Annotated in this window: 11 protein-coding genes and 1 rRNA gene; all 12 read left to right on the plus strand. The window is 70.7% G+C overall.

Features of this window, described 5'->3' with window-relative positions; all coding sequences use genetic code 11:
• Positions 1–83 precede the first annotated feature (83 nt).
• Entirely contained in the window at positions 84–1,124 is a 1,041-nt protein-coding gene (gene pheS / locus EDF53_RS09785) for a phenylalanine--tRNA ligase subunit alpha (RefSeq protein WP_111086283.1), read from the plus strand.
• On the plus strand, positions 1,124–3,616 hold the full coding sequence (gene pheT, locus EDF53_RS09790) for a phenylalanine--tRNA ligase subunit beta (protein WP_123293374.1): 2,493 nt from the start codon (positions 1,124–1,126) through the stop codon (positions 3,614–3,616). Before pheS ends, pheT begins: the two co-directional genes overlap by 1 nt.
• 78 nt (positions 3,617–3,694) lie before the next feature.
• Complete coding sequence (locus EDF53_RS09795; protein ID WP_123293375.1) at positions 3,695–4,792, plus strand: N-acetyl-gamma-glutamyl-phosphate reductase; 1,098 nt, start codon at positions 3,695–3,697, stop codon at positions 4,790–4,792.
• Positions 4,789–5,997, plus strand: a complete 1,209-nt coding sequence (gene argJ / locus EDF53_RS09800) for a bifunctional glutamate N-acetyltransferase/amino-acid acetyltransferase ArgJ (protein WP_243649977.1) — start codon at positions 4,789–4,791, stop codon at positions 5,995–5,997. The genes EDF53_RS09795 and argJ overlap by 4 nt, the downstream gene beginning before the upstream one ends.
• Positions 5,997–7,049, plus strand: a complete 1,053-nt coding sequence (gene argB / locus EDF53_RS09805; RefSeq protein WP_123293376.1) for an acetylglutamate kinase — start codon at positions 5,997–5,999, stop codon at positions 7,047–7,049. The genes argJ and argB overlap by 1 nt, the downstream gene beginning before the upstream one ends.
• A gap of 50 nt (positions 7,050–7,099) precedes the next feature.
• Positions 7,100–8,269 carry an acetylornithine transaminase gene (locus EDF53_RS09810; RefSeq protein ID WP_243649980.1) on the plus strand — a complete coding sequence of 390 codons (1,170 nt, stop codon included), beginning with the start codon at positions 7,100–7,102 and terminating at the stop codon, positions 8,267–8,269.
• Positions 8,266–9,228 (plus strand): ornithine carbamoyltransferase, encoded by a 963-nt coding sequence (gene argF, locus EDF53_RS09815; RefSeq protein WP_123293378.1) that lies wholly within the window; start codon positions 8,266–8,268, stop codon positions 9,226–9,228. Before EDF53_RS09810 ends, argF begins: the two co-directional genes overlap by 4 nt.
• Positions 9,229–9,237: 9 nt before the next feature.
• Positions 9,238–10,434 (plus strand): argininosuccinate synthase, encoded by a 1,197-nt coding sequence (locus tag EDF53_RS09820; protein ID WP_123293379.1) that lies wholly within the window; start codon positions 9,238–9,240, stop codon positions 10,432–10,434.
• Positions 10,435–10,476: 42 nt separating this feature from the next.
• Positions 10,477–11,913 (plus strand): argininosuccinate lyase, encoded by a 1,437-nt coding sequence (gene argH, locus EDF53_RS09825; RefSeq protein WP_123293380.1) that lies wholly within the window; start codon positions 10,477–10,479, stop codon positions 11,911–11,913.
• Positions 11,910–12,605 (plus strand): DNA-3-methyladenine glycosylase, encoded by a 696-nt coding sequence (locus tag EDF53_RS09830; protein WP_123293381.1) that lies wholly within the window; start codon positions 11,910–11,912, stop codon positions 12,603–12,605. The genes argH and EDF53_RS09830 overlap by 4 nt, the downstream gene beginning before the upstream one ends.
• 127 nt (positions 12,606–12,732) lie before the next feature.
• Positions 12,733–14,046, plus strand: coding sequence for a tyrosine--tRNA ligase (tyrS, locus tag EDF53_RS09835; protein WP_123293382.1), 1,314 nt, complete (start codon positions 12,733–12,735; stop codon positions 14,044–14,046).
• A gap of 538 nt (positions 14,047–14,584) precedes the next feature.
• Positions 14,585–14,659: ribosomal RNA gene (locus tag EDF53_RS09840) — 16S ribosomal RNA — on the plus strand; the annotation flags it as partial.

A 14,659-nucleotide genomic window follows, 5' to 3' on the forward strand; every position in this document is an offset into this window, starting at 1 on the left:
ACAGTTCGGTCGTCGGCATCGGCCATCCACAGTCCGACCGGTGCAGGCGGGTGGTATCCCGTCGGCCGGTAGGCTTGGGTCTCGTGTCAGAACCTCTCGAGATCAGCGAATCGGCCGTCGCCGACGCCGTGGACGCAGCACTCGCCGCCGTCCGCGCCACGACGACGGTCGCCGAACTGAAGCAGGCCAGGGCCGAGCACACCGGTGAGCAGTCGCCGCTGGCTCGGATGAACGCGTCGATGCGCAGCGTCCCGCCGGAGCAGAAGGCCGCGGCCGGCAAGCTCGTCGGTCAGGCCCGCGGGCGGCTGAACGCGGCGATCGCGGAGCAGGAGTCGGTCCTCGCCGTGGCCGAAGAGCGCGCGCGGCTCGAAGCCGAGCGCGTCGACGTCACCGCGTTGCCGACCCACCGCCCGACCGGCTCGCGCCACCCGCTCTCGCTGCTCAACGAAGCCGTCGCGGACATCTTCGTCGGCATGGGGTGGGAAGTGGCAGAGGGCCCCGAGCTCGAGCACGAGTGGTTCAACTTCGACGCCCTGAACTTCGACCAGGACCACCCGGCCCGGGCCATGGCGGACACGATCTTCGTCGAGCCGGTCGACCGGCACCTGGTCATGCGCACCCACACGTCGCCCGTGCAGGTGCGGTCCCTGCTGTCCCGCGACCTCCCGCTCTACGTCATCGCTCCGGGCCGCGTGTACCGCGCCGACGAGCTCGACGCCACGCACCTGCCGGTCTTCACCCAGGTCGAGGGCATCGCGATCGACAAGGGCCTGACGATGGCACACCTGCGTGGCACGCTCGAGCACTTCGCCCGCCAGGTCTTCGGTGCCGAGGCGCAGATCCGCCTGCGCCCGAACTACTTCCCGTTCACCGAGCCCAGCGCCGAGATGGACGTCTGGCAGCCGAACGCCAAGGGTGGCGCCCGGTGGGTCGAGTGGGGTGGCTGCGGCATGGTCAACCCGAACGTCCTGCGTGCCGCCGGCATCGACCCGGACGAGTACCAGGGCTTCGCCTTCGGCATGGGCATCGAGCGGACGCTGCAGTTCCGCAACGGCCTGAACGACATGCGTGACTTCCTCGAGGGCGACATCCGCTTCTCGCAGCAGTTCGGAACGGTGGTCTGATGCGCGTCCCACTCCGCTGGCTCGGCGAGTCCGTCGACCTCCCCGAGGACGTCACCCTCGAGCACGTCCACGCGGCGCTCGTGTCGGTCGGCTTCGAGGAAGAGGACGTCCACACCTTCGACCTGACCGGCCCCGTCGTGGTCGGCCGGGTGCTCGAGCGCGTCCCGGAACCGCAGAAGAACGGCAAGACGATCAACTGGTGCCAGGTGGACGTCGGCGAGCCCGAACCCCGCGGCATCGTCTGCGGTGCGCACAACTTCGACGTGGGCGACCTCGTCGTCGTGACGCTGCCCGGCGCCGTGCTGCCCGGACCGTTCCCGATCGCGGCCCGCAAGACCTACGGCCACGTCTCCGACGGCATGATCGCCTCGGCACGCGAGCTCGGCCTCGGCGACGAGCACGAGGGCATCCTCCGCTTCGCAGACCTCGACATGGAGCCCGACGTCGGCCAGGACGCCATCGCGCTCCTCGGCCTCGACGACGCGGCGGTCGAGATCAACGTCACGCCGGACCGCGGGTACGTGCTGAGCATGCGCGGTGTCGCACGTGAGTACGCCCACGCCACCGGCGCGAGCTTCCACGACCCCGTCGACCGCGTCGCACCCCGCACGGCCGAGGGCTTCTCGGTCACGATCGACGACCAGGCCCCGATCCGCGGTCGCGTCGGCGCGAGCACCTTCGTCACCCGCGTCGTCCGAGGCATCGACCCCACCGCGAAGACACCGGCTTGGATGGTGTCGCGTCTCGCCCTGGCAGGCGTCCGTTCGATCTCGCTGCCCGTCGACATCACGAACTACGTCATGTTCGAGCTCGGCCAGCCGCTGCACGGCTACGACCTGTCGACCGTCCGCGGTGGCCTGGGCGTCCGTCGTGCCGCTGTTGGCGAGACGCTCGAGACCCTCGACGGCGCCGTGCGGAAGCTCGACCCCGAGGACCTCGTCATCACCGACCACGACGGCCCCGTCGGGCTCGCCGGAGTGATGGGCGGTGCCCGGACGGAGATCTCGGCGAGCACGACCGACGTCCTGATCGAGGCAGCTGGCTTCGACCAGGTCTCGATCGCGCGGACCGCTCGCCGCCACAAGCTGCCGAGCGAGGCCTCCCGTCGGTTCGAGCGCGGCGTCGACCCGCTCGTGGCCGAGGCTGCTGCGAACCGTGCCGTCGACCTCCTCGTCGAGCTGGCCGGCGGCACGGCCGATGCTCTCGGTTCCACGCTCGTCGACACCGAGCCCCGTGCAACGGTCGCCATGCGGACCTCGCGTCCGGCCGAGCTCATCGGCGTGGACTACAGCGACGCCGAGGTCGTGGACACCCTCCGTGCGATCGGCGCGACGGTGCAGGTCGACGGTGCGCAGCTCGCCGTCACCCCGCCGACCTGGCGTCCGGACCTGACCGACGACACCACGTTGGTCGAAGAGGTCGCGCGGATCGTCGGGTACGACCGCATCCCGAGCGTGCTCCCCGTGGCCCCGCCCGGACGCGGACTCACCCCGCACCAGCAGGCGCGCCGTCGGGTCTCCGCGGCCCTCGCCGCCGCGGGTCTGGTCGAAGCGGTGACGGCGCCGTTCGTCTCCGCCGCGACGCAGGACGCCTACCCGGGGATCGACCCGGAGGGCGGCCCGAGCGTCGTCCTCGCCAACGCCCTCGACAGCGAGCAGAACCTGCTCCGCCGCAGTGGTGTGCCCGCCCTCGTCGACGCCGCTCGCCGGAACGTCTCGCGCGGCCTGCTCGACGTCGCGCTCTACGAGACCTCGCGGGTGTTCCTGCCGGTGACGGGCGTGACGCTCGGCACCGACGAGGTCCCGGCCGGTGCCGCGCTGCCCGACCGCGCGACGCTCGAGGCGCTCGACGCGTCCCTGCCCGCACAGCCGTTCCACGTGTCCGCCCTGCTCACCGGCAACCGCGTCGGCAAGCAGGCGGGCGTCGCGGCGGAGCCGTACGGCATCGCCGACGCGATCGACGCAGCCCGCCAGGTGGCGTGGGCCGTCGGCGTGGAACTGCGCGTCGCGCAGACCACCCACCCGTCCCTGCACCCGGGCCGCGCGGCGTCGCTGCTCGTTGGCGACACCGTCGTGGGCGTCGCCGGCGAACTCCTGCCGGAACTGTCCGCCGCTGCGGTGCTGCCCCGCGTGGTGGCCGTGGTCGAGCTCGACCTCGACGCCATGGTGGCCGCGGCCCCCGACCTCGTCGCGGTCGCGCCGATCGTGTCGTACCCGGCAGCGACGCAGGACCTGTCCCTGGTCGTCGACGCCGAGGTGCCGGCCGGTGACGTGTTGGATGCGGTCCGCTCTGGTGCCGGAGACCTGTTGGAGTATGCTCGGCTCGTGGATGACTACCGGGGCTCCGGCGTGGACGAGGGACAGAAGTCCCTGACGTTCGCCCTGCGCTTCCGTGCCACGGACCGCACGCTGACCGCTGCCGAGGCCACCGAGGCCCGTGACGGCGCAGTCCGACGTGCCGGCGAGCGATTCGGGGCGACCCTGCGCGACTGACCCACGACGGGATCAGCACCGCCCGGGGTCGCCGCCTCCGACTCTCTCGACGACCAGTCCGACCAAAGGTGGAATCCCATGTCCGTATCCGTCGCCGTGGCGGGAGCCTCCGGCTACGCGGGTGGTGAGCTCCTGCGCGTGCTCTCCGCCCATCCCGAGTTCGACGTCAGGACGGTGACGGCGTTCTCGAACGCCGGACAGCCGTTGATCGCGACCCAGCCGCACCTCCGGTCGCTGTCGCACCTGACCCTCGAGAAGACGACGGCCGAGACGCTCCGCGGGCACGACGTCGTGTTCCTGGCGCTGCCGCACGGTCAGTCGGGGGCGATCACCGAGGAGCTCGGCGACGACGCCCTCGTGGTGGACTGCGGCGCGGACCACCGTCTGACGGATCCCGCGGCCTGGGAGCAGTTCTACGGCGGCGACTACCACGGCGCCTGGACCTACGGCCTGCCGGAGCTCCTGCTCGCCGCCCCGACCCCGGGGTCGGCCGACGAGTGGCGCGAGGTCGAGGACATCGCGTCGCAGGGCAAGCAGCGTTCGGCCCTGGTCGGCACCAAGCGGATCGCGGTCCCCGGGTGCAACGTCACCGCGGTGACGCTCGGCATCCAGCCGGGCATCCAGGCCGGGCTCGTCGAGTCGGACGACATCGTCGCTGTGCTGAGCGTCGGCCCGAGCGGTGCCGGCAAGAAGCTCGCCAACACCTACCTGGCGTCCGAGATCATGGGCTCCGCCAGCGCCTACGCGGTGGGCGGCACGCACCGGCACGTCCCGGAGATCCAGCAGAACCTGGTCGTCGCGGGTGCTGCCGACGTGACGATCTCGTTCACGCCCGTGCTCGTCCCGATGTCGCGGGGCATCCTCGCGACGACGACGGCCAAGCTCACCCCGGGTGTCAGCGCCCGCGACGTGCGGCTCGCCTGGGAGCAGGCCTACGCCGACGAGCCGTTCGTGCACCTGTTGCCCGAGGGCGAGTTCCCCCGGGTCGCGGACACCATCGGTGCGAACACCGCACTCGTCGGCATCGCGGTGGACGAGGCCGCAGGCCGCGTCGTCGCCGTCACGGCTCTCGACAACCTCGCGAAGGGCACGGCGGGTGCCGCCGTCCAGTCGACCAACATCGCCCTGGGTCTGCCGGAAACCCTGGGCCTCAGCGTGGACGGAGTCGCACCGTGACCGACCTCACCGACGTGAGCGAGCCCACCCAGGGCGAACCGGGCCTCCAGGGCGTCACCGCGGCAGCGGGTTTCCGCGCTGCCGGCGTGACCGCCGGCCTGAAGACCAGCGGCAAGCCGGACGTGGCCCTCGTCGTCAACGACGGCCCCGACGCGGCCGTGGCCGCGGTCTTCACCAGCAACCGCGCGCAGGCGCACCCGGTGATCTGGTCCCGCCAGGTCGTCGGTGACGGCGTCGCGCGCGCCGTCGTCCTGAACTCCGGCGGCGCCAACTGCTTCACGGGCCCCTTCGGCTTCCAGACCACGCACCTGACCGCCGAAGCCGTCGGCGACGCCCTCGGCATCGGTGCGGGCGACGTCGTCGTCTGCTCCACCGGCCTCATCGGGGTGGGCGACCAGACGTTCCGCGACAACGTGCTCCGGGGCGTCGACCTCGCGGGCGCTGCGCTCACCGCTGATGGCGGCCCGGACGCGGCCACGGCCATCATGACGACCGACACCAGGGCGAAGCAGTCCGTGGTGACCGAGGACGGCTGGACCGTCGGCGGCATGGCGAAGGGTGCGGGCATGCTCGCACCCGGACTCGCGACCATGCTCGTCGTGATCACGACCGACGCCGTGCAGACCCCGGACCAGCTCGACCAGGCGCTCCGCGCGGCCACCCGCATCACCTTCGACCGCGTCGACTCGGACGGCTGCATGTCGACGAACGACACCGTCGTGCTGCTGTCGTCGGGTGCGAGCGGGGTGACGCCCGAGGTCGGCGACTTCCAGGAAGCCCTGACCGCGGTCTGCGCCGACCTGGCCCGCCAGCTGCAGCAGGACGCCGAAGGCGCCAGCCACGACATCGCGATCGAGGTCGTGCACGCCGCGACCGAGGACGACGCCGTCACCGTCGGCCGGAGTGTCGCGCGCAACAACCTGTTCAAGGCGGCCGTCTTCGGCAACGACCCGAACTGGGGCCGGGTCCTCGCGGCCATCGGCACCACGGACGCCGACTTCGACCCGTACGCGGTCGACGTCAGCATGAACGGTGTCCGGGTCTGCCACGCCGGCGCCCCGGACCAGCCGAGCGACACCGTCGACCTGACGCCGCGGGACACCCACGTGCGCATCGACCTCGGCGTCGGGACGCACTCGGCGACGATCCTGACCAACGACCTCACGCACGACTACGTGCACGAGAACAGCGCGTACTCCAGCTGATGGCGAACGACACCGAAGGGGCCGGGACGCCCCTCACGAAGGAAGAAGAGCACGAGTTCGCCGCCGTCAAGGCCGCGACCCTGATCGAGTCCCTGCCGTGGCTCAAGCGGTTCTCCGGCAAGGTCGTCGTCGTCAAGTTCGGCGGCAACGCGATGGTGAACGAGGACCTCAAGCGTGCGTTCGCCGAGGACATGGTCTACCTCCGCTACGCCGGGTTGCACCCCGTCGTCGTGCACGGCGGGGGTCCGCAGATCTCGGCCGCGCTCAAGGAACAGGGCATCGAGTCCGAGTTCCGTGGCGGCTACCGCGTCACCACGACCGAGGCGATCTCGGTCGTCCGCGACGTCCTGGCTGGCGAGGTCAACCGCGAGATCGTCGACCTGATGAACGAGCACGGCGAGGGCCTGGCCGTCGGCGTGTTCGGTGACGGCGGGTCCCTGTTCACCGGCGAGCAGAAGGGCGTGGTCGTCGACGGGCAGGAGTACGACCTCGGGCACGTCGGCGACATCACCCACGTCGACCCGTCAGGGGTGCTCGCCGCGATCGAGGCCGGCCGGATCCCGGTGGTCTCGAGCATCGCGATCGACGACGCCCACCCGGACCAGGCGCTCAACGTGAACGCCGATGCGGCCGCGGGTGCCCTGGCGATCGCGCTGCGTGCGTCGAAGCTCATCATGCTCACCGACGTCCCCGGCCTGTACCGCAACTGGCCGGACCGCGACTCGCTCGTCGACCTCATCGCGGTCGAGGAGCTCCGCGCGCTCCTGCCGTCGCTCGAGTCGGGCATGATCCCGAAGATGACCGCGTGCCTCGACGCCGTGGTCGGCGGGGTCGGCGGGGCGACGATCATCGACGGCCGGATCCCGCACTCGATCCTGCTCGAGGTCTTCACCCTGCGCGGTGCGGGCACCGAGGTGATCCCGGACCCGAGCCGACGCACCGAGAACCAGATGACCCACGCCGAGATCGGCCGACGCGTCGCAGCACCGTCGACGAGCACCAGCACCGGCCAACACGTGGCCAGCACGACCGAGAAGGGGCAGCAGCCGTGAGCAGCGAGACGCAGACCGAGACCTGGAACGACCGGTTCGGGGCGTCGCTGATGCGATCCCTGACCCCGCCGAAGATCATGCTCGAGCGCGGACAGGGCTGCCGTGTCTGGGACGTGGAGGGCAACGAGTACCTCGACTTCCTGGCGGGCATCGCCGTGAACTCGCTCGGCCACGCGCACCCCGTCCTGGTCGAGGCGATCGCCGACCAGGCCGCGAAGCTCGTGCACGTGTCGAACTACTTCGCGACGCCGCCCCAGCTCGAGCTGGCGGAGCGCCTCAAGCGCATCACCGGTGCGGGCGACGCCGGGCGGGTGTACTTCGGCAACTCCGGTGCCGAGGCGAACGAGGCCGCGTTCAAGCTCGCGCGCCTGAACAAGGGCGCCGACGGGCAGAAGACCCGCATCCTCGCGCTGAAGCAGGGCTTCCACGGCCGGACGATGGGTGCGCTCGCGCTCACCGGCAAGCCCGCGCTGCAGCAGGACTTCCTGCCGATGATCCCGGGCGTCGAGCACATCGACTCCACCGTCGCTGCGCTCGAGGAGTCCATCGACGACACGGTCGCGGCGATCGTCATCGAGCCGATCAAGGGCGAGGCCGGCGTCGTCGACCTGCCCGAGGGCTTCCTGCTCGCCGCGCGCCGGCTGACCGAGGAGCACGGTGCGCTGCTGATCCTCGACGAGATCCAGACCGGTGTCGGCCGGACGGGCAACTGGTTCACCTACCAGGGCCACGGCTTCACCCCCGACGCCGTCACGGTGGCCAAGGGCATCGCCGGCGGCTTCCCGATCGGTGCGCTCGTGACCTTCGGGTGGGCGTCCGACCTGTTCTCGGCCGGCCAGCACGGTTCGACCTTCGGCGGCAACCCGCTCGGCACCCGCGTGGCGAACGCGGTGCTCGAGGAGATCGAACGCGCGGACCTCGTCGCTGCCGCCGTGGTCAAGGGCGAGCGGATCCGGACCGGCATCGCCGGCATCGGCTCACCGCTCGTCGAAGAGGTCCGCGGCACCGGTCTGCTCATCGGCGTCGGGCTCACCGGCCCGATCGCGGCCGCGGTCAACGCCGCCGCCCTCGAGCGTGGCCTCATCATCAACGCCCCGAACGAGTCGAGCCTGCGCCTCGCGCCGCCGCTCATCGTGTCCGACGCCGAGATCGACGAGTTCGTGTCGATCCTCGCCCAGAGCCTCGCGGCCGTCGCTGCCGCCCAGGAGACCTCCGCATGACCCGCCACTTCCTCCGGGACGACGACCTCAGCCAGGCCGAGCAGTCCGCGATCCTCGACATCGCCGACCAGATGAAGGCCGACCGTTGGGGTGCGAAGCCCCTCGCCGGCCCGCAGAGCGTCGCGGTCATCTTCGACAAGTCGTCGACCCGCACCCGGGTGTCGTTCCACGTCGGCATCTCCGACCTGGGCGGCAGCCCGCTCATCATCTCGACGGCGAACAGCCAGCTCGGCGGCAAGGAGACCCCGTCGGACACCGCCCGCGTGCTCGAGCGCATGGTGTCGGCGATCGTCTGGCGCACCTACGGGCAGGCCGGTCTCGAGGAGATGGCCGCCGGCACGACCGTCCCCGTCGTCAACGCACTGTCCGACGACTTCCACCCCTGCCAGCTGCTCGCCGACCTGCTCACCATCCGCGAGCACCGCGGCACGCTGGCGGGCCAGACCGTGGCGTTCATCGGCGACGGCGCGAGCAACATGGCGCAGTCGTACCTGCTCGCCGGCGCGACCGCGGGCATGCACGTCCGCGTCGCGGCTCCCGCTGAGTTCTCGCCGTCCCCGCAGGTCGTCACCGACGCCGAGCACCGTTCGGCCGAGACCGGCGGTTCCGTCCTCGTCGTCACCGACCCGGTAGCAGCGGTCGCCGGTGCCGACGTCGTGGTCACCGACACCTGGGTGTCGATGGGAAAGGAGTCCGAGAAGCAGTCGCGCCTCGACACCTTCTCCGGGTACCGCGTGGACGATGCCCTGATGGCGCACGCCGCCGACGACGCGGTGTTCATGCACTGCCTGCCCGCCGACCGTGGCTACGAGGTGACCGCCGACGTCATCGACGGGCCGCGCAGCATCATCTGGGACGAGGCGGAGAACCGTCTGCACGCCCAGAAGGCGCTGCTGGCCTGGCTCCTCGCCGCGAACGTCGCGACGACGGCAACGGCGAACGCCGTGGCGACCGCGTAGGCGCACCGCATGGCTGACCGCGTCGTCCTCGCCTACTCCGGCGGCCTCGACACCTCCGTCGGGATCGGCTGGCTGCGTGACGCCACCGGCAAAGAGGTGGTCGCACTCGCGGTCGACGTCGGCCAGGGCGGCGAGGACCTCGACGCGATCCGACAGCGCGCGCTCGACTGCGGGGCCGTGGAGTCGATCGTGGTCGACGCCAAGGACGAGTACGCCGACGAGTACATCGTGCCGGCCCTCAAGGCCAACGCGCTGTACCAGAAGCGCTACCCGCTGGTGTCGGCGCTGAGCCGCCCGCTCATCGCGAAGCACCTCGCGCTGACGGCGAAGCAGCTCGGCGCCGACAGCGTCGCGCACGGCTGCACCGGCAAGGGCAACGACCAGGTCCGGTTCGAGGCAGCGGTCGCGGCGATCGCCCCGGACCTGCGGAGCGTGGCACCGGTGCGTGACCTCGCCCTGACCCGGGACAAGGCGATCGCGTACGCCGAGCAGCACGCCCTGCCGATCCAGCAGTCGCAGCGGTCGCCGTACTCGATCGACCAGAACGTGTGGGGCCGTGCGGTCGAGACGGGTTTCCTCGAGGACCCGTGGAACGCCCCGACCGAGGACCTCTACGCCTACACGCAGGACCCCGCCGTCCCGCGCGACCCGGACGAGGTGACCATCACGTTCGAGCGCGGCGTCCCGGTGGCGCTCGACGGGCAGCGCTTCAGCGTGCTGCGGATCGTGCAGGAGCTGAACGCCGTGGCCGGCAAGCACGGCGTCGGTCGGATCGACGTCGTCGAGGACCGCCTCGTCGGCATCAAGTCGCGCGAGGTGTACGAGGCCCCTGCGGCGATCGCGCTCATCACGGCGCACGAGGAGCTCGAGCGCCTCACCCTCGAGCGCGACGTGAACCGCTACAAGCGCGGTGTCGAGTCGGAGTGGGCCGACCTGGTCTACGACGGCCTGTGGTTCGGCGGGCTGAAGCGCAGCCTCGACGCCTTCGTCGACCACACCCAGCAGCACGTCTCCGGCGACGTCCGCCTCCAGCTGCACGGTGGTCGAGCGACGGTGACCGGCCGTCGCTCGGAGCAGAGCCTCTACGACTTCGACCTCGCCACGTACGACACCGGCGACACGTTCGACCAGTCCCTCTCGAAGGGCTTCATCGAACTCTGGTCGCTCCCCAGCAAGATCTCCGCCCGCCGCGACGCGGCGAACTGACACCCGCCGCCACCCGGCCCGACGACAACGACGCAGGACGACATGACCGACGAGAAGACCGACGCCACCAACACCGGAGCCCTCTGGGGCGCCCGCTTCGCCGACGGCCCGAGTGCGGCCCTGGCAGCGCTCTCGAAGTCGACGCACTTCGACTGGCAGCTCGCCCCGTACGACATCGCCGGCTCCCGCGCGCACGCCCGGGCCCTGCACACGGCCGGGTACCTGACGGCGGACGAGCTCGAGCGCATGCTCGCCGGACTCGACCGGCTCGAGGCCGCGCACGCCGACGGCACGCTGCAGCCCGACGAGTCCGACGAGGACGTCCACGGCGCCCTCGAGCGCCTCCTCATCGCCGACCTCGGTCCGGAACTCGGCGGCAAGCTCCGCGCCGGCCGCAGCCGCAACGACCAGATCGCGACGCTCGGCCGCATGCACATGCTCGACCACGGGCGCCGGATCGGTCGGCTCGTGATCGACCTGGTCGACGCGATCACCCAGCAGGCGAACGAGCACCCGTCGGCGATCATGCCGGGTCGCACGCACCTGCAGCACGCGCAGCCCGTCCTCCTCGCGCACCACCTGCTGGCGCACGCGTGGCCGTTGGTCCGCGACCTCGAGCGCCTCCGCGACTGGGCGGGCCGCGCGAGCGTGAGCCCGTACGGCGCCGGTGCCCTCGCCGGCAGTTCGCTCGGCCTCGACCCCGCCGCGATCGCCGCGGAGCTCGGGTTCGACCGCCCGGCCGACAACTCGATCGACGCCACGGCCGCTCGCGACGTCGTCGCCGAGTTCGCGTTCGTCCTCGCGCAGATCGGCATCGACGTCTCGCGTCTGTCGGAAGAGGTCATCCTCTGGAACACGAAGGAGTTCGGCTTCGTCCGGCTCCACGACGCCTTCTCGACCGGCTCGAGCATCATGCCGCAGAAGAAGAACCCCGACATCGCCGAGCTCGCGCGCGGCAAGTCCGGTCGTCTGATCGGCAACCTGACGGGCCTGCTCGCGACCTTGAAGGGACTGCCGCTCGCCTACAACCGCGACCTGCAGGAGGACAAGGAGCCCGTCTTCGACTCGGTCGCCACGCTCGAGGTCCTGCTGCCGGCCTTCACCGGCATGATCGCGACGCTCACGTTCGACACGGACCGGATGGCCGAGCTCGCGCCGCAGGGCTTCTCGCTCGCGACCGACGTGGCCGAGTGGCTGGTCCGCCAGGGTGTCCCGTTCCGCGATGCGCACGAAGTGTCCGGTGCGCTGGTCCGGTACTGCGAACAGCGCGGCATCGAGCTCGACGACCCGACCGACGACGAGTACCGGTCGGTCTCCGAGCACCTGACCCCCGGGGTCCGTGCCGTGCTCACGATCGAGGGCAGTGTCGCGTCCCGATCGGGTGTCGGCGGAACCGCTCCGGACCGTGTGGCCGAGCAGCTGGCGTCCGTCACGCGTCGCGTCCACGACCTGGCCGAGGGCGCACCCTTCACGCGATGACCGAGGGGCTGCTCGCGTTGCTCGCCGAGCCGGCGCCGCGCATCGCCCCGGCGCTGCTCGGCGCGACGATCGCGGGCCGTGGCGTGACCCTGCGCATCACCGAGGTCGAGGCTTACTTCGGCCCCACCGACCCCGGCTCGCACGGGCACCGCGGTCCGACCGAGCGCAACCGCCACCTGTTCGGGTCGCCGGGCACCCTGTACGCGTACCGCTCGTACGGCATCCACACCTGCGTCAACGTCGTGAGTGCACCGGCCGGCACCTCCTCCGGTTCCCTGCTCCGCGGTGCGCAGGTGATCGAGGGCGTCGACACCGCACGCGGACGACGTGGCCCGTCGGTTGCCGACGTCGCGTTGGCGCGTGGCCCCGGCAACCTCGGTGGCGCCCTCGGCGCGGTGCTCGGACAGGACGACGGCACCTCGCTGCTCGACGGGTCCGGTCCGTTCGTGCTCACGTTGGCACCCGGCCTGGAGGCGCGGCTCGCCTCCGCCTCTCCGGCTCGCGTGGTCGAGGAACTCCTGACCGAGACCGCACCCGGCCCCGGCGGGACGGGTCCGGTCCCGCGCATCTCGCGCGGACCGCGCACCGGCGTCGGCGGCATCGCCGGCGGTGCGCAGTACCCCTGGCGCTTCTGGTTGACGGGCGACCCGACGGTCTCGACGTACCGACGGCACAAGGGTGCCCTCGACTGATCCCCACCGGCACGGCCGGCCCGCCGCTGGCGCGTCGCGCCGGAACCGGCGGCGTGGGCCCAGACGCACCACGGGCCTCCCGGTCGACGGCGCGCTGTCGGTGGTGCGCCGCCGCTACGATGGCGGGGTGTCCAGTGATACCGCTCAAGACGTCCTGACGCGCCAGCAGAACGACCCCACCTTCGCCTCGGTGTGGGACGAACTGCGCTGGCGCGGTCTGGTGCAGGTCTCGACCGACGAGACCGCACTCCAAGAGGCCCTCGACGGTGATCCGATCACGTACTACTGCGGCTTCGACCCCACGGCACCGTCGCTGCACTGCGGCAACCTGCTGCAGCTCCTGACCATGCGTCGGTTGCAGCTCGCCGGGCACAAGCCGCTGGCGCTCGTCGGGGGATCGACGGGGCTCATCGGCGACCCGCGTCCGACGGCGGAGCGCACGTTGAACACCCGCGAGACCGTCGCCGAGTGGGTGGCGCGTCTGCAGGGGCAGGTGTCGCGGTTCCTCAGTCCGAATGGTGACAACGGCGTCCGGCTGGTGAACAACCTCGACTGGACGTCACCGATGTCCGCCATCGACTTCCTGCGCGACGTCGGCAAGTACTTCCGGGTGAACTCGATGCTCAAGAAGGACGCCGTCGCCGCGCGGCTGAACTCCGACGCTGGGATCAGCTACACCGAGTTCAGCTACCAGATCCTGCAGGGCCTCGACTACCGCGAGCTCTTCCGGCAGTACGGCTGCACGCTGCAGACGGGTGGTTCGGACCAGTGGGGCAACCTGACCTCGGGGACGGAGCTCATCCGTCGTGCCGAGGGCGCGACGGTGCACGCGCTCGGGACACCCTTGATCACGAACTCGGACGGCACGAAGTTCGGCAAGAGCGAGGGCAACGCCATCTGGCTCGACGCCGAGATGACGTCGCCGTACGCGCTGTACCAGTTCTGGCTGAACACGGCGGATGCCGACGTGATCGCCCGGTTGCGGGAGTTCACGTTCCTGTCCCGTGCCGAGATCGAGCGACTCGAGCAGGCGGTCGCCGACGAACCGTTCCGACGCGAAGCGCAGCGGACCCTCGCGTTCGAGGTCACCTCGCTCGTGCACGGGGTCGACGCCACCCAGGCCGCGATCGACGCCGCGGCTGCGCTGTTCGGCAACGGGGACCTCGGTGCCCTCGACCCGGACACCCTGCGGTCGGCGATCGCGGAGCTGCCGGGGTCGGTCACCATCGAGGCCGGCGCCGACGTGGCCCGGGCCCTCGTCGAGACCGAGCTCGTGAAGTCCCTCGGCGAAGCCCGGCGGGCGATCGACCAGGGCGGCGTGTACGTGAACAACGTCCGAGCCGAGGACGCCACCGCACCGCTGTCGGACCTCGCCCTGCCCGGGGGAGTCCTCGTGCTCCGCCGCGGCAAGAAGACCCTCGCCGGTGTGACGCTGGCCTGACCGCGCCGGTACCCGGGCGACGCGTGTTGCACAACGCGACACGCCCGGGATCAGGCCTGGCTTGGCACACTCGCCCAGGCCTGCGTAAAGTTCCTACTCGTCACCCCAAAGGTGCGGCGGAGCGGCTGGAGCGAAAGCCCAGAGCACGTCGGCCCTCAAGCGGGACCATCCTCCACTGAAGATCAGATCTGGCCTTGTGCTCGATCGCTTCGACGCCTAGGATGACAAGCCCACCGGTTCTCTCCCCTCGGGGATGAGCCACAGGACCTCCGGGTCCGACGACACACCGGTGGCAAGCCAAGTACACAAGCCTCGTGGCTGGAGCTCGAACCTGAGCCGAAGAGCGAGTGCGTCTGGTCCTTGAGAACTCAACAGCGTGCACATTGTCAATGCCAATTTATTGATTGACCTCGTGCCTGGGCAGCTTTGGTTGTTCAGGTCATGATGCAATTCCTTTTGGATTGAAGATTGTCAGTAGACAGTCAACAGTCAGAATCAACTCGGTCTGATGCCCTTTGGGGTGTTGGGTCTGTATTTTTTTACGGAGAGTTTGATCCTGGCTCAGGACGAACGCTGGCGGCGTGCTTAACACATGCAAGTCGAACGATGATGC

Source organism: Curtobacterium sp. PhB78 (genome assembly GCF_003751685.1).
Classification (GTDB): domain Bacteria; phylum Actinomycetota; class Actinomycetes; order Actinomycetales; family Microbacteriaceae; genus Curtobacterium.

Bases quoted from the DNA above. Each gene is read 5' to 3' on its own strand.
- EDF53_RS09820 (WP_123293379.1), top strand. From the start codon at position 9,238: ATGGCTGACCGCGTCGTCCTCGCCTACTCCGGCGGCCTCGACACCTCC.
- argF (WP_123293378.1), top strand. From the start codon at position 8,266: ATGACCCGCCACTTCCTCCGGGACGACGACCTCAGCCAGGCCGAGCAG.
- argH (WP_123293380.1), top strand. From the start codon at position 10,477: ATGACCGACGAGAAGACCGACGCCACCAACACCGGAGCCCTCTGGGGC.
- EDF53_RS09830 (WP_123293381.1), top strand. From the start codon at position 11,910: ATGACCGAGGGGCTGCTCGCGTTGCTCGCCGAGCCGGCGCCGCGCATC.
- pheT (WP_123293374.1), top strand. From the start codon at position 1,124: ATGCGCGTCCCACTCCGCTGGCTCGGCGAGTCCGTCGACCTCCCCGAG.
- EDF53_RS09810 (WP_243649980.1), top strand. From the start codon at position 7,100: ATGCGATCCCTGACCCCGCCGAAGATCATGCTCGAGCGCGGACAGGGC.
- argB (WP_123293376.1), top strand. From the start codon at position 5,997: ATGGCGAACGACACCGAAGGGGCCGGGACGCCCCTCACGAAGGAAGAA.
- EDF53_RS09795 (WP_123293375.1), top strand. From the start codon at position 3,695: ATGTCCGTATCCGTCGCCGTGGCGGGAGCCTCCGGCTACGCGGGTGGT.